The organism is Streptomyces sp. CCM_MD2014, assembly GCF_000772045.1.
Taxonomy (GTDB): domain Bacteria; phylum Actinomycetota; class Actinomycetes; order Streptomycetales; family Streptomycetaceae; genus Streptomyces; species Streptomyces salinarius.
In genome coordinates this window covers 2,344,721-2,365,993 of the sequence record NZ_CP009754.1, presented here as the reverse complement: position 1 = coordinate 2,365,993, position 21,273 = coordinate 2,344,721, and the positions used below count along the sequence as shown (strand labels likewise).

Genomic DNA, 21,273 nt, shown 5'->3' with positions numbered 1-21,273 from the left:
GTCCGCTTGGTTGTGGTCTTCTTGTGAACGACCTTCCGGTGACATTTCTAGTAGGTCCATCGGTGCCAAGTGGTGGCGCTGCAAGGGGGGATGTTGAATCCGAGTCAGAGCCCGCAGGCGACAGATGACCGGGCAGGTGGTCCGTCACTCATTCTCAACTATCCAGCGCCGGTCGTGGCAAGGGCGTGCGTTCCGTACTGCATTCGGCCTTCACCACCTCCCTGGCCCGCTTCTGCATTGAACGAGATCTTCCTCATCTGGGCTTCGTTGTCCTGGACTCCCCTGTGGTCACTTACCGCCAGCAGGTGAAGAACACCTCAGCGGACCCTGACCTACCCGACGTGCGCATCACATCCACCGTCGTAGACCGGTTCTACGAGGACATGCTCGCCTTCCCGGCCAGGCTGTGATCATCGAGAACGGCGATCCGCCTCTCGGTGTCCTTGCCGAAGCCACCACCTACAACTTCACCGCCGCCGACGGCCGCCCTGGCTTCCTCCCGTGAACCCGTTGACGGAGACGGCAACGACGTGACCACTGGGAGGGCGAGAGACGACCGTGGCGGAGTCATCGCGAAACAAGATCATTTTGCCAGTGATTAAGGCTGTTCCGTTGTTACCCGAAGTCGATGTGCGACGGTGAAGGCTGGCGGCACAGCCTTTCATTGTCTGGGTTCCAGTTCCGCCGCGAACAGGACGGCAGCCGCCTTAAGGATCCTATTGAGGCGGCGCAAGTCAGCATTCTCCTTCTCAAGCTGACGAACTCGAGCGGTGGCGCTCATAGCGCATTCCGCATTTCGACCAGATTCCGCATCCGATTTTTTGACCCAGTGTCGAAGTACCTCTGGGTGGACGTCTAAAAGTTCCCCCACCTGTCGCATGATGCCAGAGCGTCCGGGGTTCATTGTCCTCATCTCAATCACCATGCGGACTGCCTTCTCAATCAATTCTGGTGGGTACTTCCTCGGGGCTGGCATAAAGGCGTCCTCTCCAAGAGTCCTGGCTTCATCGCCGGCCACTTCTTGACTCAACAAGCCTGGAGCGCAGCACTCAGCGCTGATTATGCACAGCTGTTCATGGCAGTCAAATGGGCGCAGATGTCAAGTCAAGTTCGTGCCTCACCTTGATCCGCCTGACCCTCAACTCCACACCTTCGGCATGCATGTGCGCCGGTTGCGTGAGGCTCGTGGGTTCACTCTTGAGGAGCTCGCCAGCAGAAGTGGCATGAGCTTCCGCGGAGTGGTCTACATCGAGCACGGACGTCGCAACCCAAGCTTGACCACCTTGATCAAGCTTGCCCATGGCTTGCAGACCGAGCCATCCACGCTAGTCGCAGTCTTCGACAGTGACGACTGGAGTGGCGACTGAACTGCTTGGGGCTGATCGAACTCGGCATCTCCCAGCTGCTGCCGGCGGTCCTCACGGACTCTTGGTCGCCGCTTGCAAGTCCGGAGGCAACTGGGCTCGATACGCCGCACAACTTTACGACCGACCTCACCCCGAGCTGACCGTACGGCGGACGCTGGAGAAAATCCGAGCGCTTGATCATCCAATGGTCCTATCGTTCAGCCATGGATGCAGAGCAGTTGAAGGGTTCATCCCGCAGATGGATGAACGCCGCACTGGCGGCCTTTGTTGAGGGCCCCGAGAGCCACGACTTCGCCGTTCACCATGCTGGGGTCGCTACGGAGCACCTACTCAAGGCCTACCTCGTCGGGATGCATCCTGCGCTGATTGTCGACGGTAAGCACTTCGACTCGTTGCTCCATGCCACGGGCCTGGGCTCCCATGCAGGCCCACTGACTAAGGTCAAGACCATCGGCCTTGTTGACGCCTACCTGCGGGTGGCCAAGCTTCTTCCCAGAAAGATTCCGATCAGCAAAGAGGACCTCGAACCCCTAGCGGACGCCCGCAACGGAGTTGCTCACAGCGCGATACACGACCCAACAGACTCCGAACAAGTGTTTACGACCTGTCTGCGCTTGGTCGATCCGGTTCTCAAAGAACTGAAACTTGAACCGGCCAACTACTGGGGTCCTTACTTGATCCTGCACGACAAACTAGTCGATGAACAGGTGCGACAAGAGCGCGTCGCGGCGGAAGCTCTGCTGGTCAAAGCCCGCTCGCTGTTTAAGCAGCGCTTCGGTCACATGTCACCCGAAGAGCGTGACGTAGTTCTGGCCGCAATCACCAGCAAGCCGACGATCGCGATGAGCCGAGAAGCACCAGTGGAGTGCCCGGCCTGCGGCTCTCAGGGGTGGATGGCTGGTGAAGCGGAGGCCGTCTACGTCCAAGACGGCGACCAGATGGTGGTCGACCCGAAGGAGGTGTTCCTCAACCCGCATGAGTTTTCCTGCGCAGCGTGCGGCCTCGAAGTGGGGGCCAAGCTTCTCGTGCACTTGGGCGACCTGCCTCGGGGTATCTTCTTGAGCGCCGACCCTCATGACTACATCTAGTAGGGTGACTGGCCCTCTTCTTTCGGAATCAAAGCCTGAATGATCCACGTCGGAGCCGCCCACTCGCCGGGAACACGCCAAGTGCTAGCGAGGTCAGTGCAGATGATCCAGGCTGGGAACATGTCCGGGATCTCGGACGGGTTCTTAGTGGCATCCCACTCACACCACAGGTTCATCGAGTCGGACCAACCGTCCGCGGTAAGTGTGAGGCTGGCGCTCCATCCTCCGTCGCCCGTGTCGGACGTCGACACGTTCAGTGTGTGATCACCGAGAAAGACTGTGAGCTCGCCCCCAACTTCAAGATCCGTCACCGCTTCACTCATGCCTGGTGCCAGGGCTATCCCAGGTACGAGCAGCAACGCCTCAAGGAACTCCTGAAATGCGTTCTCCGGTTCTTCGAACGCTTTGTCCTGCTCACCGAACGCCACGGCTTCACCTGATTGCGACTCCGCCTTGATGACTGAGCCGCCGCTAAGTGTGAAGTTGATGACGTCGCGGATCACGACACCCGGGATAGCCCCTGACTGGGGCCAGACAGTGCCATTCTCTTCAATATGCAAGCCGCTGTACTCGACCGCCGGGGAGAGAAAGACTTGCGCGCTGACCACGCCTGTCAAGTGGTTAATCTTGATCTGATTGAGTCCGACGACGGCCTCCAGGTGCACCAAGTCGACATCACTGATCTGGTCGACCAACGGGTTGTCGACGAGAGCGGCCGGGTCTTTGATGTCCCCGAGAACGAGATCGCGGTCCGGGGTTCGTCCTCCTTCAAGTGGCGAGCCCACGGTGGCGCGGAGGAACCCGGAGATCTTCTCTACGAGGTCGGCGTCCGGCTCACTGAGAACGAACAACGCCCCTTGGAGATTCCGCAGAGGAACCATCGTGGGCTTGGCGAGCCCCCACGTCTCGAACGCCTTGTACACGTCGGCGTCGCTACCGACGATGACGAACTTGCCGGGGTCGTTGTTTGCCGTCTTCAGTACCTGTCGGAGCCATGCGCTATCAGAGGCTCCAGTCTTGACTTTGTCCCTGACCTTGGCCGGCTTACGCTGCAGCACCTGGTCCTTTAGTGCCTCGATGGCGACATCGCCGTCCAGTTGTAGGACTCGCAATGATGGTCCGAGTGCGCGAATCTCCGTCTCAACCTTGCGGATGACTTCTTCTCTTGTTGTGTGGGCAGAACGCGCTTGCACCTCGACGCCAGCATTGGTCAGGGCCTTGCTGGCCTTCTTCGTGATCGCGTCGAACTCCGTCCATGCACTGGCCGCATGTTCGGCAAGCTCCCAGACGACCGGCTCGGGAAGCCAGACCTCAAGGTCCACCAAGTGTGCCCATCGCTCCCATTCCTTAAGCGTGTTCAGGCGAAGCGCTCCGTGAGGGAAGGAATTGGCATCGAACACGATCGCCTCAAGCTTCTCGCGCACTGACTGTGGGAGGAGCCGGGAATCTTCATCTGTAGAGGCCATGACGTAACTCTAGCCGCGAGGACTGGAGTTGGCGGCCTGCAGAGTAGACGGGGCTGCAGGAAGTGTGTCCAAGGCCGGGTGAAGCCGGTGCTCAAGCCCCTCATCAGCGGTCCGCCGATGCCTCGGGTCCGGCAACAACCCCCGGATCATCAACAACAAGGAGGAAGCCATGCCGGACCCGAAGGCCGTAGACCCCATACGGAGCTACGAAGAAGGTAGGAGGCAACGACGCTCCCCGCTAAGGGCCTAACCATCGACTCGAAGGGTCAAGAAGCTTGCCTATGAGTCAACTTGCGGGTGTTGGGCCCATGTAGGTAGGTCACTTCTTATTGACGGGTTGGATGACATGCGCCGAGTCAACGACCCTCAAGTAGTTCGCGTCGAGCTCTTGCCCGAGCAGCACGAGAGCGGTGAGCCTGCGCGCGATCGTTGTGAAAGTTCGGGCCTCTGCCGCAGTTAGGTCGCGGCCTAGCGCGCGCTTGTCGCGATAACTCAGCCACTTACGCAGCACCTGGAAGCCACCGATCTTGTAGTCCCAAGCCGCCCCAGGTACCCCACGCCACCGCACGTCATCGTTTAGGTAGATATCAAGCACCTGGGCGCCAAGGGCGTCCCGCTCCTCGCCTGTAAGCCCTTCATTGTCAGCAACGGTCCGTCCGCGCACGTCGTACTTGCCAGCGCCCGGCATAACCTTGCCCGGTTGGACGATGCCCCAGCCTGCGGTGACGGCAAGGTCTCCATGCCCAGGGTTCAAGGGATTGCCATCGGTTCGTTCGATGGTCGCGACGGTTTGTAGGCGCGAGTCGCGGGGGCCGGGCGCTGAGGTGACTGCGTCGGGGTTGAGCAGAGCAGCCACTTTTTCGCCAAGGGCGGCCGACTTTAGGAGGCCCTGCTTGGTGCTGGGCAACGGGACGCGGGGCCAGTCAGAACGTACTGCCTCACCGTTTTGCTCTACGTAGAGCGGAGAAGTCCCGATCGCGAGCGCATGCAGCCAGATAAGCGTCGCGGCATCCTGGTTGACCTCTGCGTCCTCGATGTCGATCTGCTGCAAGTAGTCCAGTGCCATGTCAGAGAGATTCGGTCGCCAAGCAGCACTCGACTGCTCGGTATCGAGATCGAACAACGATGGGGTGGTGTCGTCCGCCTTTCGGACCGAAAGCCAAAAGGGGATGGCGTAAGCATCGGTGAACAGAACCTTTTGATCCACGAGACAGTCTGAAAGGTGAACGGCCGCACCGTCGAGCGCGCGCGGGGCACGTCGGCGTACTAGCAGGAACCGGGATGATGTTTCCGCAGCAGCGACTAGCGTTGACCGTGATTCGTTCCAGAGTTTGGCCTCGGTCTCGACATACGCGTAGCGGTTGTCGAGCGGTCGAAACTGGAACCTCTGGATACGTTGCTCGTCGAACGGGCGCTGTTCTAGCAGGCGCTTACGAACCTTATCGGGGTCGAAGCGAGAGAACTTCCGAGCGAGCCGAGGGTCGACCTGCGAGATGGGAACCTTAGGGTCCAGGTAGGTCTTCATCCGAGCAGCCAGGGCATCCCGGTCGTTGTCGACCAAGGCGAATTGGCGATTCTCGTTCAAGCCGAGCATCGGGTCCTCGGCGCACAACTCGTTGATGGCCGGCCAGCCAGCGTACCCCTGACGTGGAGTCCAGCGGAGCAGACGAAACCAGTTGGACTGGTCTGGTGCGAGGGATTCGTACTGAGGTCCACTACCGGGGTCATTCGTAGCAGCAGCAAGCTGCTCGCGCTTGTTCTGTCCCCAAAAGTCACGGTAGCGGACGTTCGTCGACGCAGCACTGTGATCGGCAGCCCGGACAAGCATGCCGATGGCCACGCCTCGTGTGATGCCAGCCGGGTTCAAGCGCGTGCTGAAGATGGAAGGGTCAGGGGCCCCATCAGGTGTTTTCTTGCCGGTCTCGCGGCTATCGCCGTTGAGGTGGTCGACCGTGATGTCGTCGAACTCGGCCAGTAGCCGTTCCCGCATGACAACGGATGACGGGTCGCCTAGCCAGGACGAGTTGGTTACGAAACAGATGATGCCCTTACCCGTTTGCTCAGCGATGCGCCGCTCAGCGACGCGGAAAAAGCGAATGTAGAGATCGTCGAGCTTGTTCTTGGTTACGTCCCACTTCTGGGTCAATCCGACTTTGTAGGGCTCGACGAGGCCGCCTTCCTCGCGTCCTGATACACCAGCAAAGCCGTTGTAGGGAGGGTTGCCAAGGACGACCAGGATGCGCTGGTCCCGTTTTATAGCGTGAGCCGCTTCTCGCTCGGCGACGAACTCGGGGAACGGGAGTACTGGGTGGTCGCTGTCGTCCACCCACCCGGTCAATGCGTTGGTTAGGTAAACACTTGCGCGCTCCCCAGCTTTGAGGTCGAGCGGCACGCCGAGGCGCTGCAGTGCGATCCCAAGCCTGAGGTGCGCGATGACAAACGGCGCCGGCAACAGCTCGAAGCCATGGATACGTGACAGCGCTGCTTGCTTGGCCTCCGCAGCGACTAGCCCGTCGCCGCTTTGCTCCTTCAAGGTGGCCACGATCTTGTCGAGCACAGCGGTCAAGTAGGACCCGGTACCTGTGCATGGATCGAGCACGTGGACCTTCGGGTCGGCGAGACCCAGAGGTAGACCCATCTGCGTGCGCAGCGCATCATCGACGCGGTCGACCATGTAGTGCACGACCTCAGAAGGCGTGTACCAAACACCGAGTTCGCGACGGAGCGCGGGATCGTAAGCCTGCAGGAAAGGTTCGTAGAAGTACTGCACCGCCTCAGCCGCCTCGAAGCGCTGGAAGAACAGCTTGCGATCTACGCGAGCGAGGACGTCGTCGGTCCAGTCGAGTACTTCGTCAAGCCCCACCGGAAGGTTCGCTGGCGTGGCCAGCTGCTGGAAGAGCACGCGAACCATCGGGACGGAAAGTGTCCACTGAGCCTGGCGCCAGGTGAAGCGGTGGGTACTCTGCTCCGGCTGTTGCTCTGACCAGTAGGCCCACGATGCGAACACACCGTAGAACAGCGTCTGTACGAGCGCCGAGCGAAAGAAGTGGTCACCATCCTCGCCTTCAAAGCGCAGACCCAGGGCCTCCTCTAGGGCGCTGCGCAGAGTGGCGAGGGTATTGACGTCACCGACTTCCTCAACCCGGGCCAGCGCGGTGCGGGCGTAGGCAGCCAAGAACCAGGCAAGGTCAGCGGGATCACTTAGCGGCGCGTCACCCTGCAGCGCGCGCTTGAGATAGTCGACGAAGTCGACTCCGCGTGCCTTCTCAGTCTCGTTGGGGTTGAGTGCCCAAAAGGAGGCTTCGTCCTGTGCGAGGGTGAAGCGCTCACCGGTCTGAGGTTCGCCGTTTGAGTCCAGGCGAACGACAAGGAAGTCGCGGTAGGTGCACACCAGAATCTTGCCGTAGCGCTCCAGATACCGCTTGACCTGAGCGGAACGTGCGACTCGAACAACATCCTGCGCTGCTCCTTTGACCTCCATGGCCCCGCGCTCGGGCGCTCGCGAAAGCAGAGCGGTGTCGCCAGCCTCTGCTACCGCCTGTCGGGCGACGAACAGACCACCGTCGGGTACACCAGCTCCGCGGTTCTTCGTGGTCAACACGCAGGTGACCGCTGGCGAGAGGGTCTTGCCGACCTCGTTGAGGAGCGCTTCAAGCTGCCCGTAGTAGGAGGTCTCTGGGACTGCCTCCCCGGTCGAGTTGATGGCCTGCAGTCGTTCGAGGTAAGTGCGTAGAGTGACCACGGAAAGCATCGTATGGCTATCTGCACGCCTCGTGTTAGGACTTAGGGATCCCGTCCTTGGGGTAACGCTCCGAGCGGAAACCCGCTTGAACAGGCGCGGACTGACCCGCACAGCGGCAGCCAGGGGTTGTGTCCTGAGAAGTGGTGTACCGGTTCCCGCCTGATCCGGGCGTTTGGCCCGGCGTCGGAGTGAGGGCCCGGATATGAGAGCGGCCACTGGCTGATCTTCGAGATGTCGAAGCTCGAAGGAGATCAGCACGATGACCGCACCCGACAGTCTGCCCCTGCACGCCCTCACCGAGGAGAACCTCGCCGCGGCGAGTCCCGATCTGCTGCGCGCGATGATCAAGACGTTCGCCGACGCCCTCATGTCCGAGGCCGACGCCCTCTGCAACCCCGAATACGGGCAGGTCAGCGAGGAGAGGGTCAACCACCGCAACGGCTGTCGTCCGCACGAGTGGGGCACCCGGGCCGGCACGGTCGAGCTGGCCGTTCCCAAGCTGAGGCAGGGCAGCTGCTTTCCGCACTGGTTCCTCGGACGGCGACGCCGGGCCGAGCAGGCCCTGATCTCGGTGGTCACCACCGCCTACCTCCTGGGCGTCTCCACCCGCCGAGTGGAGAAACTCGCCGAGTCCCTCGGTGTCACCCAGCTGTCGAAGTCCCAGGTCAGCGCGATGGCCAAGCACCTGACCGATCGCGAGAGCGAGGGATCGAAGTCCTCACCACCCGCGAGCTGCTCGCTGAGGTGGGATTCCAGATGCCCTAACCGCCCAGCCTCGCCCCGAGACTTAGTGCAGAGAAGGTCCACCGGTGACGAGCTGGAGGCACGGGAAGCACTGGCCATGGCCCTCGGTGCGGATCCCGACTACCTCTTCGCCCGCCTGCTGCACCAGGCGTGCAACGAGGGCCTCGACCCCGAGTCGATCCGCCGGTGCCTGCGCGAGGGCAGGAAAGGTGGCGCGGACTCGGGAGACGGTGCTCCGGACGACGACGGACGGGGCCAGACACCAGCGGAGCGCGAGCCGGCCGAGCCCGCGTCCAGCGTGCCGCCCGGCCGTCGGCGCCGCTCACGCACCCTGTCCTCGGCGCATGGCGTCCGCCGCCGCAGGAGGGCGCGCGCCCACGAGCCGAGCGCCGCGATCGTGCGCCCCCGGGTGACGAGCGGGGGAGAGCGCGGGGCCGGCAGGGCGGCGAGTGCTGCCGAAGCGGGGGGTCGCGGCCCTTCCTCACGGGCTTGACCTGGCGCGACGTCTCCTCGTACGGCCGTCCGGGGCGGACGGCGGGGCGCCGGTCGGCAGGGAGTGGATCAGTGGTCGAAGCGGTTGGCGAAGGGAGTGTTTATCGTCAGGAAGACGACTATGATCGCCGCATGCCCTACGACCCGTCAGCCTTTCCGCCCTTCGCCGTCACTGTGGACCTGGTCGTGCTGACCGTGCGCCGCCACTCCCTGTGCGCGCTGGCGGTGCGCAGGGGCGAGCCGCCGTTCCAGGGCCGTTGGGCTCTGCCCGGCGGGTTCGTGCGGGACGGGGAGGACCTGGCGCAGGCGGCGGCGCGGGAACTGGCCGAGGAGACCGGGCTGTGCGCCCACGACCCGGCCGAGCCGGCCCAGGACAACGGTGCCCATCTGGAGCAGCTCGCGACGTACGGCGACCCCGACCGCGATCCCCGGATGCGCGTGGTCAGCGTCGCCCACCTCGCACTCGCCCCCGACCTGCCCGCACCACGGGCGGGCGGTGACGCCAGCAACGCCCGCTGGGCGCCGGTGGAGGAACTGCTGGAGCAGAGCGGCTACGGTCACGCCGGCGAGGCGGTCGCGCCGCTCGCCTTCGACCACGCCCGGATCCTGGCGGACGGGGTGGAGCGAGCCCGTTCCAAGATCGAGTACTCGTCGCTGGCCACCGCCTTCTGCCCGCCCGAGTTCACCGTCGGCGAGCTGCGCCGTGTCTACGAGGCGGTGTGGAGCGTGGTGCTCGACCCCCGCAACTTCCACCGCAAGGTGACGGGCACGCCGGGGTTCCTCGTGCCCACCGGCGGCACGACCACCCGCCAGGGCGGCCGTCCCGCCCAGCTCTTCCGGGTCGGCGGTGCGACCCTCCTCAACCCCCCGATGCTCCGTCCCGAGGTCTGACGCCGAGTCCGGGCCGGACCCGCGCGCGTGGCGTACGAGGGGGCGAGACTGCGGGGCCGTGCCCGTGCCGGTAGACCGTGCGATGCCCGAAAAACCGGATATCGCACGCTATCTTGCTACGGGTGATCCAGGCCTTCGGACTGACCAGCAACCCCCGCAAGGAGCTTCCGCCCGCCGTCGACGACGTCTCGTTCGAGGCACCCGCGGGCCGCGTCACCGCGCTGCTCGGAGCAGCGGGCGCCGGCAAGACGACGGCACTCAGACTCATGCTCGAGCTCCAGCACGGCCGGGGTCTCACCTACTTCAGAGGCCGCCCCCTGCACCGCATCGCCCACCCCTCCCACGAGGTCGGCGTGCTGCTGGGCGACGTCCCGGGGCACCCGGCCCGTACGGTGCGCGGCCATCTCCGCATGCTGTGCGCGGCCGCCGGCGTCCCCGCCCGCAGGGCCGACGAGGTCCTGGAATCCGTTGGCCTCGAGGGGCTGCGCGACGAACGCCTCGGCACCCTCTCCCGGGGCATGGACCGACGGCTCGGCCTGGCCTGCGCGCTCGTTCCCGACCCGCACACCCTGGTCTTCGACGACCCCGCCGGCGCACTGTCCGCCCCCGACGCCCGACGGCTGCACGGCGCGCTGCGCGCCCACGCCGCCCAGGGCGGCACCGTCCTGTTCAGCACGGCGGACCCCAAGGAGGCCGCGCGCAACGCCGACCACGTCGTCACGCTGGAGCGGGGCAGAGTCGTGGCCGACCAGGAGGCCGCGGAGTTCTCCCGGACCCGGTTGCGTCCCCGTGTCGCCGTCCGCACTCCGCACGCCGCACGCCTTGCCGCCCTGGTGACCAAGGAGGCACGCACGGCCCGCCGTTCCGTCGAGGTGGTGTGCGAGGGCGGCAACCGGCTCGCGGTGTACGGCAGTACGTGCGCCGACATCGGAGAGACCGCCTTCCGGCACGGCATCCTCGTTCACCAACTCGCCGACGAGGTGGGGGACATGGGAGCCGGAGCCGGTGCGGTTCCCGCAGCACGGCACCGGGACCGGCAGGAGAGTGAGGGCGATCGCGCGCAGGTCACCGGGGCGCCGAGCACGTCCCGCACCGCGCCCGCCGGCCCCTCCTCCGCTCCTTCCGGTGCCGCGCGGGCCCACCGCCGTGAAGCCCAGCCCCCCGCCGGCCCCGGCCGGGCGCCCGCCCCGGACGCAGACACGGACGGACCCGCGTCCGGGACGGCCCGCCGCAGGACCCCCGGGCCCCGTCAGGCCCTCGTCCCGGACAGCGCCCCCGACGGCGCCCCCGACGGCGCCCCGGAAGCCCCGGGGCCGGCCGCACCCGACCTCACCCCGCACCGCGCACCGCGCACCTTCAGCGCCCTCACGCCCGGTGCGGCGAAGGCCCCGGACACGGCCGTCCCGCTTCCACCTCCCCTCTCCGTCCGTTCCGCCCCCAGCCCCCTCCGGCCCCTGCGGTACGAACTCCGCCGTGCGGTGGGCATCGGCACCGGCTTCGTCACCGGCGCGGTCGTGCTCCTCGTGTCCGCCGTCACCGCCGTGGTCCTCGCCCGGATCGGACACACCCCGCAGGCACGGCTCCTGGCCGCGTGGCCGCGGGAGCTCCCGCTGCCGCCCGCCGCACTCGGCGCCGGGCTGCTCGGCGCGCTCGCCTTCGGCGACGAGTTCCGCCACCCCGCCCTCGCCGCGGACCGCGGCACCGTGCCCCGCCGCATGGGGCTGCTGACCGCCAAACTCCTCGTCTCCGCGGCCACCGCACTGATCCTGGCCGCCCTGACCGTGGGCTGCGACGCCGCGGTGCTGCGTCTCTTCTACGGCTCCGAACTCGCGGGGTTCCCCGCCGACTGGTCCGCGCCGGGCGCCGGTTGGCTCGGACTCGTCGTCGGGTGCGCGTGGTCCGGAGTGCTCGCCGCGGGCGTCTTCCGGTCCACCAGCGCCGGGCTGGCGGCCGTGGTCGCCGTTCCGGTCGTCGTCGTACCGCTCGTACAGAAGGTCTGGGAGGGCCCGTCCGTACGGACCGCCGCCGGCTTTCCGATGCGGGTGCGCGAGGTCCTCCTGACCCAGTGGCCGTTCGGGGGCGAGCGGTACGTGGCGGAGGTGCTGCGTCTGATCGCCCAACCCGTGGGCGGCGCAATGACGTTGTCCCTGACCGCTCTGCTCTGCGCGTATCTGCTCATGACCCTGCGCAGCAGGGTGCGGTGACGCCTGTCTCTCCCTTCCGTTCCGACCGTGTGCGCAACTCCCCGGGGAAAGCCCATTTCTTTCCGATAAGGCGTCAATTGCGACGGGGTGAGCGATCACCCTTTCGTGTGCTTTTCACCAAAGACCTCAAGGGAGTTGGGGTCAGCGCCGACAAAGGATGCGTGAGTACCCTTGCGCACACCATGATGACCGCCGCCCGTTCCGCCGACTCCGGCCTCGCGAACCCGGGCGAACTCGACCGCTACCCGTACGCCGAGACGCCTGCCGTCGACCGCGTCGGAGCGCCCTCCTGGGAAGGGGTGGAGCCCGAGCTGGGCCGCGTGGGCCGGCGCACCGCGGGCAACCGTGGCCGCGGGCTGCACGGGCAACTCGTCCAGCAACTGGGCCAGATGATCGTTTCGGGAGACCTGGGCGCCGACCGCCCGCTGGTGCCCGAGGAGATCGGGCAGCGTTTCGAGGTCTCCCGCACCGTGGTGCGCGAGTCCCTTCGCGTGCTGGAGGCGAAAGGGCTGGTCAGCGCCCGCCCGAACGTCGGCACGCGCGTGCGCCCCGTGAGTGACTGGAATCTCCTCGATCCGGACATCATCGAATGGCGCGCCTTCGGGCCGCAGCGCGACGACCAGCGCCGAGAGCTGAGCGAGCTGCGCTGGACGATCGAGCCGCTCGCCGCGCGCCTGGCCGCCGGACACGGGCGTGAGGACGTCCAGCAGCGGCTGTCCGACATGGTGGGGATCATGGGGCACGCCATGGGGCAGGGCGACGCGCTCACCTTCTCGCGTGCCGATGCCGAGTTCCACACCCTGCTCATCCAGGTCGCGGGCAATCGGATGCTGGACCACCTCTCGGGGATCGTCTCCGCCGCCCTCCATGTCTCCGGCGGTCCGGTCACCGGCTGTGACCGGCCGAACGACGTGTCGCTCGCGCAGCACGGCAGGATCGTCGACGCCCTCGCCACCGGCGACGGCGCGGCGGCCGAGGCGGCCATGCGCCAACTTCTGACCGTCCACCCCGAGGTGGAACGCGTCGTGCCCGCCCCGCGCGAGCACTGACCGCCTTCCGCCGCAGCGGCGCGGTCCGGGCACGCCATACCCCTCCTGTGGCAGTGGCCGGCACGCCGCCGTCACCGTCGGACCCCGCGGAGCCTCTCGTGGCTCCCGGGGTCCGACGGTGCGAATGAGAGGATGAGCCGTGCCGGCAGAGCCGGTACGCGCGAGTTGGTGACCTTGTTCGCCCGGATCTGACCGGTTTTGATCGCTTACGGGGTGTGACTCGGGCCACGCGGATTGGGCGTAACGCTCTTGGGAACAACACGATGACCTAAGAGGTGACAGCCGCGGAAGGAATACGGACGCCGTTCACGGCGCTGTGCATCTCCCCGGCCCGCCCGCACCGTCGGCCCATTCCCAAGCCGGTGGTCGGCTCCCGTCCGCCGTGGACGGGGCCGGAAGCCGTTTATCAACGTTCCGAGAGGTTGTTCGTGTCGGCCAGCACATCCCGTACGCTCCCGCCGGAGATCGCCGAGTCCGTCTCTGTCATGGCGCTCATTGAGCGGGGAAAGGCTGAGGGGCAGATCGCCGGCGATGACGTGCGTCGGGCCTTCGAAGCTGACCAGATTCCGGCCACTCAGTGGAAGAACGTACTGCGCAGCCTCAACCAGATCCTCGAGGAAGAGGGTGTGACGCTGATGGTCAGTGCCGCAGAGCCCAAGCGCACCCGAAAGAGCGTCGCAGCGAAGAGTCCCGCCAAGCGCACCGCCACGAAGACGGTCGCGGCGAAGACGGTGACCAGCAGGAAGGCGACCGCTCCCGCCGCCCCGGCGGCGCCCGCGGCCGAGCCCGCCGTCGAGGAAGAGGCACCCGTCAAGAAGGCGGCGGCCAAGAAGACGACCGCCAAGAAGGCGACGGCGAAGAAGGCGACCGCCAAGAAGACGGCGGCCAAGAAGACGACCGCCAAGAAGGAAGACGGCGAGCTTCTCGAGGACGAGGCGACCGACGAGCCGAAGGCCACGGCGGAGGAGCCCGAGGGCACCGAGAACGCGGGCTTCGTGCTGTCCGACGAGGACGAGGACGACGCGCCGGCCCAGCAGGTCGCCGCGGCCGGTGCCACGGCCGACCCGGTCAAGGACTACCTCAAGCAGATCGGCAAGGTCCCCCTGCTCAACGCCGAGCAGGAGGTCGAGCTCGCCAAGCGCATCGAGGCCGGTCTGTTCGCCGAGGACAAGCTGGCGAACTCCGACAAGCTGGCGCCCAAGCTCAAGCGCGAGCTGGAGATCATCGCCGAGGACGGCCGCCGCGCCAAGAACCACCTGCTGGAGGCCAACCTCCGTCTGGTGGTCTCCCTGGCCAAGCGCTACACCGGCCGCGGCATGCTCTTCCTGGACCTCATCCAGGAGGGCAACCTCGGTCTGATCCGCGCGGTGGAGAAGTTCGACTACACCAAGGGCTACAAGTTCTCCACGTACGCCACCTGGTGGATCCGTCAGGCGATCACCCGGGCGATGGCCGACCAGGCCCGCACCATCCGTATCCCGGTGCACATGGTCGAGGTCATCAACAAGCTCGCCCGCGTGCAGCGTCAGATGCTCCAGGACCTGGGCCGCGAGCCCACCCCGGAGGAGCTGGCCAAGGAACTCGACATGACCCCGGAGAAGGTCATCGAGGTCCAGAAGTACGGGCGCGAGCCGATCTCGCTGCACACCCCGCTGGGCGAGGACGGCGACAGCGAGTTCGGTGACCTCATCGAGGACTCCGAGGCGGTCGTCCCGGCCGACGCGGTCAGCTTCACCCTCCTGCAGGAGCAGCTGCACTCCGTGCTCGACACCCTGTCCGAGCGCGAGGCGGGCGTCGTCTCCATGCGTTTCGGTCTCACCGACGGTCAGCCGAAGACCCTCGACGAGATCGGCAAGGTGTACGGCGTCACGCGTGAGCGCATCCGCCAGATCGAGTCGAAGACCATGTCGAAGCTGCGTCACCCGTCGCGCTCCCAGGTGCTGCGCGACTACCTCGACTAGGTCGCAGCAGGCCGTCCGAGCGGACGGTACGAGCGACGGAGGCCCGGTTCCGCCAGGTGCGGAGCCGGGCCTCCGTGCTGAGCAGCGGGTGCGCGAGACGGTGCACTGGATCACGCTGGGTGTCTCATGACCACCTAGGAGTGAGGAGCCCGCATGCGTCGTCTCTGTGCCCGGACACTGGCCCGGCCGCTGGTGCTGGCGGCCGCCGCGACCGCGATACCGCTGGGGTCCGCCGCCCCCGCGGCCGCCGACAGCATCGTCGTCGGAGGCTTTCCGGTCGAGGTGTCCGACAGCCCGTGGACCGTCGCCCTGTCCAGTCGTGACCGGTTCGGGGGTACGCGCGCGGGGCAGTTCTGCGGCGGAGTGGCCGTCGGCCGGACCACCGTGCTCACGGCGGCCCACTGCCTGGGGGAGGAGGTTCTCGGGTCGCCGCCGGAACAGGTGGACGACCTGCGGGTCATCGCCGGCCGGACCGATCTGCTGTCGGACCGGGGGCAGGAGATCCCGATCCGCTCCGTCTGGGTGAACCCGGCGCACGACAACCGAAGCAACGCGGGCGACTTCGCGGTGCTCACCCTCTCCGAGGCACTGCCCGCCGACTCGGTCATAGGGATGGCGGCGGAAGGCGACCCGGCGTACGCACCCGACACGGATGCCCTCGTCTACGGATGGGGCGACACCTCGGGCGCCGGTGACTACGCGAACGGCCTGCACGCGGCCCGGGTGCGGGTGCTTCCCGACGCGTCCTGCGAGCGGGCGTATCCGGGGAACGACGACGGGCGGTATCTCCCGGAGACCATGCTCTGTGCCGGGCAGGAGGCCGGGGGCCGCGACGCCTGCCAGGGGGACAGCGGAGGGCCGCTGGTCGGCCGGGGGAGGCTCATCGGTCTGGTGTCCTGGGGGAGCGGCTGCGGGCGCCCGGGCAGCCCCGGGGTCTATACGCGCGTCTCCTCCGTACTGCGGACGCTGGGGTGGGACGGCGCGGCCGCAAAGCAGCGCGGGGGCGTCTGACGGCCGCTGAGAGCCCGCCGGACACGAGTACGGGCGGCCGCCTCCGGGGTACGGAGGCGGCCGCCCGCTCATCGGCCTGTGCCGATTCGGCTCGTCGTCGGGCGCGTTGGATTCAGCGCTCTTCCTCGGCGGAGGAAGCCGGAACGGCCGTCAGCCGCTCCGTCTCGTCCTGTATCTCAGCGGCGATCTTCTTGAGTTCCGGCTCGAACTTGCGACCGTGGTGGGCGCAGAAGAGCAGTTCTCCGCCGCTCAGCAGGACGACGCGCAGGTATGCCTGGGCGCCGCAGCGGTCGCAGCGATCGGCGGCCGTCAGCGGGCTTGCGGAAGTCAGAACAGTAGTCACGTCGCCTCTTCTCTAGCTCGACGAGCTGTCGTACCAGGGTCAACATCCAACCAGCCCCAAAACGTTCCCGCTCGTGGCTTTTCCTCGAAAAAACTTTCCGAGGGGCCGGCTGTTGCCGATTGGCGGCGAATGTGCCGTATTGCGTGTCTGTGTGTCGTACGGGTTCGCGCGGTCGGTCAGTGTCGGTCCCGCCGGCTGGGTTGCCGGTTTGTTCATGAGGACGTGCCCGGAGCCTAAATGGTTCATGCCTCGAAGGGAACGTGATGTGTGCTTCACCCCATCGAGGGATCGAACATGTATGCGACCGTGGACTAGGGTGGTTCGGTGACGAGGGTGGCGTTACAACGGCTCTACCAGGCCTCGGTACCCTCTGACCGGTGAACCGAGCCACGCCCTTACCCAGCGGGGCCCCATCTGAAATTCAGCGAGGAGCGAACCGCGTGACCGCCGAGACATCCGTGCCGTCCACTGCGCTGCTGGCAGGAGCAGACCGGGACGGATCCAACTACACCGCGCGGCACCTGCTCGTCCTCGAGGGGCTCGAGGCCGTGCGCAAGCGTCCGGGCATGTACATCGGATCCACCGACAGCCGCGGTCTGATGCACTGCCTGTGGGAGATCATCGACAACTCCGTCGACGAGGCCCTGGGCGGTTACTGCGACCACATCGAGGTGATCCTCCACGACGACGCCTCGGTGGAGGTCCGGGACAACGGCCGGGGCATCCCGGTCGACGTCGAGCCCAAGACCGGCCTGTCCGGCGTCGAGGTCGTCATGACCAAGCTGCACGCCGGCGGCAAGTTCGGCGGCGGCTCCTACGCCGCCTCCGGCGGTCTGCACGGCGTGGGCGCCTCCGTGGTGAACGCCCTGTCCGCCCGTCTGGACATCGAGGTGGACCGCGGCGGGCACACCCACGCGATCAGTTTCCGCCGCGGGGTGCCGGGCACGTTCGCCAAGACGGGCCCGGACGCCAAGTTCGACGCCGGGAACGGGCTGCGCAAGGTCAAGAAGATCCCCAAGAGCCGCAGCGGCACGCGCGTGCGGTACTGGGCGGACCGGCAGATCTTCCTCAAGGACGCCAAGCTCTCCCTGGACACGCTGCACCAGCGGGCCCGCCAGACCGCGTTCCTGGTGCCCGGGCTGACCATCGTCGTGCGGGACGAGTTCGGCCTCGGCGACGGTGGCAGCAAGGGCGAGGAGTCGTTCCGCTTCGACGGGGGCATCAGCGAGTTCTGCGAGTTCCTGGCCAGCGACCGGCCCGTCTGCGACACTCTCCGCTTCAGCGGTCAGGGCTCCTTCAAGGAGACGGTCCCGGTTCTGGACGAGGAGGGGCAGATGACGCCCACCGAGGTCACCCGCGACCTCGGTGTCGACGTCGCGCTGCGCTGGGGCACCGGGTACGACACCACGCTCAGGTCGTTCGTCAACATCATCGCCACGCCGAAGGGCGGCACCCACGTCGCCGGCTTCGAGCAGGCGGTGGCCAAGACGATGAACGAGGTGCTGCGCGCCAAGAAGATGTTGCGCGTCGCCGAGGACGACATCGTCAAGGACGACGCCCTGGAGGGACTGACGGCGGTCGTCACCGTCCGGCTCGCCGAGCCGCAGTTCGAGGGCCAGACCAAGGAGGTCCTCGGCACCTCGGCGGCCCGCCGGATCGTGAACAACGTGATCAGCAAGGAACTGAAGGCGTTCCTGACCTCGACCAAGCGCGACGCGGCCCAGCAGGCCCGGACGGTCATGGAGAAGGCCGTCGCCGCGGCCCGCACCCGTATCGCCGCCCGCCAGCACAAGGACGCCCAGCGTCGCAAGACGGCCCTGGAGTCCTCGTCGCTGCCCGCGAAGCTCGCCGACTGCCGCAGCGACGACGTCGACCGCAGCGAGCTGTTCATCGTCGAGGGCGACTCCGCGCTGGGCACGGCCAAGCTCGCCCGGAACTCCGAGTTCCAGGCGCTGCTGCCGATCCGGGGCAAGATCCTCAACGTCCAGAAGTCGTCCGTGACGGACATGCTGAAGAACGCCGAGTGCGGGGCGATCATCCAGGTCATAGGAGCCGGGTCGGGCCGTACCTTCGACATCGACGCGGCCCGCTACGGCAAGATCATCATGATGACCGACGCCGATGTGGACGGCTCCCACATCCGCACCCTGCTGCTGACCCTGTTCCACCGCTACATGCGGCCGATGGTGGAGGCGGGCCGGGTGTTCGCCGCGGTGCCGCCGCTGCACCGCATCGAGCTGATCCAGCCGAAGAAGGGCCAGGACAAGTACGTCTACACGTACTCGGACCGCGAGCTGCGCGACAAGCTCATGGAGTTCCAGAGCAAGAACATCCGGTACAAGGACTCCATCCAGCGCTACAAGGGCCTCGGCGAGATGGACGCCGACCAGCTGGCGGAGACGACCATGGACCCCCGGCGCCGCACCCTGCGCCGGATCAACCTCACGGATCTCGACTCCGCAGAGCAGGTCTTCGACCTGCTGATGGGCAACGACGTCGCTCCCCGCAAGGAGTTCATCTCCAGCTCGGCCGCGACGCTGGACCGCTCGCGCATCGACGCGTGACCACGCCCGATGGCCGGACCGGGCCCGGGAGCGATACCCGGGGCCGGTCCGGCCAGAGGGAGCCCTCAGGGGGAATCACCTGATGGGGTGAAGTGCCCGGGGAAGCGGAGCCGGGGATCTTCCCGTTCTGTCCATCCTTGGGCATGCAGTCAAGCAACGATCGGCCCCGCGGCGCCGGGGGCGGTCCCGAAAGCGCGGCCGGCCACCGCGCAGCGCCGGGCAGGGGCCACGTCGAGACGGCCCCCGGCCCGCGGTACGCCGAGCCGCGGCACGAGGATCTGCGGTACGACGACCCGTGGTACGACGCGCTCGCCTCCGGCTGGGGCGAGTCGGCCGGCCCCGGAGCCCCCGAGCCGGCCGTGCCGGCGATGCGCCGGGAACCGGCGGCGGAGCCGTCCCGGGCCGCGGCCGACGTGTACCTGGAGGTCCAGCGCAGCGCGGCCTTCCGGGAGGTCCGCAGCCGGTACCGCGGGTTCGTGGTCCCGGCGGTCGCCGCCTTCTTCCTGTGGTACGTCGCCTACGTGGTGGCCGCCACGACGGCCCCCGCCCTGATGGCCCGGCCGGTGGCCGGAGCGGTGAACGTCGCGATGGTCGCCGGCCTCGGCCAGTTCCTCACCACTTTCCTGCTCACCTGGGCCTACACCCGCCATGCCCGCCTGCGCAGGGACCGCGCCGCGCTCGAACTGCGCTGGGACACCCAGGAACTGACGCGCGGTGCACGGGGCGGTGCGTCGTGACGGGTGATCACCAGACGCTGGCGCTGCTGTTGTTCAGCACGTTCGTCGCCGTCACGCTCGCCATCACCACCTGGGTGGGCCGCCACCGGCACGGCTCGGCGGAGGAGTTCTACGCGGGCGGCCGCCTCTTCTCTCCGATGGAGAACGGTTTTGCCATCTCGGGCGACTACATGTCGGCCGCTTCCTTCCTCGGCATCTCGGGGCTCATCGCCCTCTACGGCTACGACGGCATGCTCTACTCGGTGGGCTTCCTCGTGGCCTGGCTCGTCGTCCTGTTCCTCGTCGCCGAACTCGTGCGCAACTGCGGGCGGTTCACCCTCGCCGACGTCGTGGCCGCCCGGATGAGGGAGCGGCCGGTACGCATCGCGGCGGGGACGTCCTCGGTCACCGTCTCCGTCCTGTACCTCGTGGCGCAGATGGTGGGCGCGGGCAGTCTCGTCGCACTGCTCCTGGGCGGGACGAGCGAGGCAGCGCGGACGTGGACCGTCATCGGCGTCGGCGCCCTCATGGTGATCTACGTGTCGCTGGGCGGGATGCGGGCCACCACCTGGATCCAGATCGTCAAGGCGGTCCTGCTGCTGGGCGGCACCGTGACGCTGACCACGCTCGTCCTGGTGCGCTTCCACGGCGACGTCGACCGGCTGCTGCGCACGGCGGCCGAGCGCAGCGGCCACGGCGACGCGTTCCTCGCGCCCGGCCTGGCCTACGGCGGGGACTGGGTCTCCCGCTTCGACTTCATCAGCCTGGGGCTCGCCCTGGTGCTCGGCACGGCCGGGCTGCCGCACATCCTGTCCCGCTTCTACACCGTGCCCACCGCACGGGCGGCGCGGCGGTCCGTGGTCTGGTCGATCGGCCTCATCGGCGGCTTCTACCTGATGACGATCGTGCTGGGATTCGGTGCCGCCGCTCTGGTCGGCTCCGACGCCGTCCGCGCGTCGAACGCCGCCGGGAACACGGCGGTGCCGCTGCTCGCCCTGGACCTGGGCGGCGGCGCGCAGTCCACCGGCGGCACGGTCCTGTTCGCCGTCGTCGCCGCCGTCGCGTTCGCCACCATCCTCGCGGTGGTCGCCGGCATCACCCTGGCCTCCTCGGCGTCCGTCGCCCACGACCTGTACGCCTCCCTGCGGCGGCGCCGCTCCGAGCCGCGCAGCGAGGTCGCCGTGGCGCGGGTCGCCGCCGTCGGCATCGGCGCCGTCGCGATCGGGCTGGGCCTGCTCGCCCGCGACCTCAACGTCGCCTTCCTGGTGGGCCTCGCCTTCGCCGTGGCCGCCTCAGCCAATCTGCCGGTGCTGCTCTATTCGCTGTTCTGGCGCGGCTTCACCACCCGGGGTGCGGTGTGGGCGGTCTACGGCGGTCTGGTGCCGTCCGTGGTCCTCGTACTGCTGTCCCCGGTGGTCTCCGGCAGCCCGCAGTCACTCTTCCCGGGCCTCGACTTCCAGTACTTCCCGCTGCAGAACCCCGGTCTCGTCTCGATCCCGCTGGGCTTCCTCGCCGGCTGGCTCGGCACGGCCACCTCGCCGGAGGTCCCGGACGAGGCCAGGCACGCCGAGACCGAGGTGCGGTCGCTGACCGGGGCGGGGGCCGTGTAGGGGCGGCGACCCCCAGGACCCGGGT

The 21,273-nt window shown here is 67.3% G+C and carries 15 protein-coding genes and 1 pseudogene; 12 read left to right on the top strand and 4 right to left on the bottom strand.

Going from position 1 to position 21,273, the window contains the following annotated elements:
- The first annotated feature begins 185 nt into the window (after positions 1-185).
- Positions 186-410, top strand: coding sequence for a hypothetical protein (locus NI25_RS37495; protein ID WP_233520710.1), 225 nt, complete (start codon positions 186-188; stop codon positions 408-410).
- A gap of 251 nt (positions 411-661) precedes the next feature.
- Here NI25_RS37495 and NI25_RS40755 read toward each other — a convergent pair whose 3' ends face one another.
- The gene (locus tag NI25_RS40755; RefSeq protein WP_420710810.1) at positions 662-976 is read right to left on the bottom strand and encodes a transposase; all 315 of its coding nucleotides are present in this window, start codon (positions 974-976) and stop codon (positions 662-664) included.
- Between the two features lie 85 nt (positions 977-1,061).
- On the opposite strand from NI25_RS40755, the gene NI25_RS10195 reads away from it, so the two are divergent.
- On the top strand, positions 1,062-1,367 hold the full coding sequence (locus NI25_RS10195; RefSeq protein WP_078884582.1) for a helix-turn-helix domain-containing protein: 306 nt from the start codon (positions 1,062-1,064) through the stop codon (positions 1,365-1,367).
- 203 nt (positions 1,368-1,570) lie between these two features.
- Entirely contained in the window at positions 1,571-2,455 is an 885-nt protein-coding gene (locus NI25_RS10190) for a hypothetical protein (protein WP_233520709.1), read from the top strand.
- Here the strand turns inward: NI25_RS10190 and NI25_RS10185 are convergent.
- Positions 2,452-3,921, bottom strand: coding sequence for a hypothetical protein (locus NI25_RS10185; RefSeq protein WP_148315118.1), 1,470 nt, complete (start codon positions 3,919-3,921; stop codon positions 2,452-2,454). The genes NI25_RS10190 and NI25_RS10185 overlap by 4 nt on opposite strands.
- Before the next feature lie 319 nt (positions 3,922-4,240).
- Entirely contained in the window at positions 4,241-7,663 is a 3,423-nt protein-coding gene (locus NI25_RS10180) for a type ISP restriction/modification enzyme (RefSeq protein WP_158508437.1), read from the bottom strand.
- 259 nt (positions 7,664-7,922) lie between these two features.
- Here NI25_RS10180 and NI25_RS38445 point away from each other — a divergent pair.
- The 6 genes and pseudogenes from NI25_RS38445 to NI25_RS10150 all read left to right on the top strand — a co-directional run.
- A pseudogene (locus NI25_RS38445) lies at positions 7,923-8,528 on the top strand (transposase); the annotation flags it as partial.
- A 503-nt stretch (positions 8,529-9,031) separates the two neighbouring features.
- Positions 9,032-9,790 (top strand): NUDIX hydrolase, encoded by a 759-nt coding sequence (locus NI25_RS10170; protein WP_061442155.1) that lies wholly within the window; start codon positions 9,032-9,034, stop codon positions 9,788-9,790.
- Between the two features lie 122 nt (positions 9,791-9,912).
- Positions 9,913-11,994, top strand: a complete 2,082-nt coding sequence (locus NI25_RS10165; RefSeq protein WP_061442154.1) for an ATP-binding cassette domain-containing protein — start codon at positions 9,913-9,915, stop codon at positions 11,992-11,994.
- Between the two features lie 161 nt (positions 11,995-12,155).
- Positions 12,156-13,043 (top strand): sporulation transcriptional regulator WhiH, encoded by an 888-nt coding sequence (gene whiH / locus NI25_RS10160; RefSeq protein WP_061442153.1) that lies wholly within the window; start codon positions 12,156-12,158, stop codon positions 13,041-13,043.
- 428 nt (positions 13,044-13,471) lie between these two features.
- On the top strand, positions 13,472-15,004 hold the full coding sequence (locus NI25_RS10155; RefSeq protein WP_061446853.1) for an RNA polymerase sigma factor: 1,533 nt from the start codon (positions 13,472-13,474) through the stop codon (positions 15,002-15,004).
- Positions 15,005-15,157: 153 nt separating this feature from the next.
- Complete coding sequence (locus NI25_RS10150) at positions 15,158-16,015, top strand: S1 family peptidase (RefSeq protein ID WP_061442152.1); 858 nt, start codon at positions 15,158-15,160, stop codon at positions 16,013-16,015.
- A gap of 112 nt (positions 16,016-16,127) precedes the next feature.
- Here NI25_RS10150 and NI25_RS10145 read toward each other — a convergent pair whose 3' ends face one another.
- The gene (locus NI25_RS10145) at positions 16,128-16,358 is read right to left on the bottom strand and encodes a DUF7455 domain-containing protein (protein WP_007445070.1); all 231 of its coding nucleotides are present in this window, start codon (positions 16,356-16,358) and stop codon (positions 16,128-16,130) included.
- A 440-nt stretch (positions 16,359-16,798) separates the two neighbouring features.
- On the opposite strand from NI25_RS10145, the gene NI25_RS10140 reads away from it, so the two are divergent.
- The 3 genes from NI25_RS10140 to NI25_RS10130 all read left to right on the top strand — a co-directional run bounded on the left by NI25_RS10140 (position 16,799) and on the right by NI25_RS10130 (position 21,248).
- Complete coding sequence (locus NI25_RS10140) at positions 16,799-18,922, top strand: DNA gyrase/topoisomerase IV subunit B (protein WP_061442151.1); 2,124 nt, start codon at positions 16,799-16,801, stop codon at positions 18,920-18,922.
- Positions 18,923-19,065: 143 nt separating this feature from the next.
- Positions 19,066-19,659, top strand: coding sequence for a DUF485 domain-containing protein (locus tag NI25_RS10135; RefSeq protein ID WP_061442150.1), 594 nt, complete (start codon positions 19,066-19,068; stop codon positions 19,657-19,659).
- Positions 19,656-21,248, top strand: a complete 1,593-nt coding sequence (locus NI25_RS10130; protein ID WP_061442149.1) for a cation acetate symporter — start codon at positions 19,656-19,658, stop codon at positions 21,246-21,248. Before NI25_RS10135 ends, NI25_RS10130 begins: the two co-directional genes overlap by 4 nt.
- The last annotated feature ends 25 nt before the right edge of the window (positions 21,249-21,273 follow it).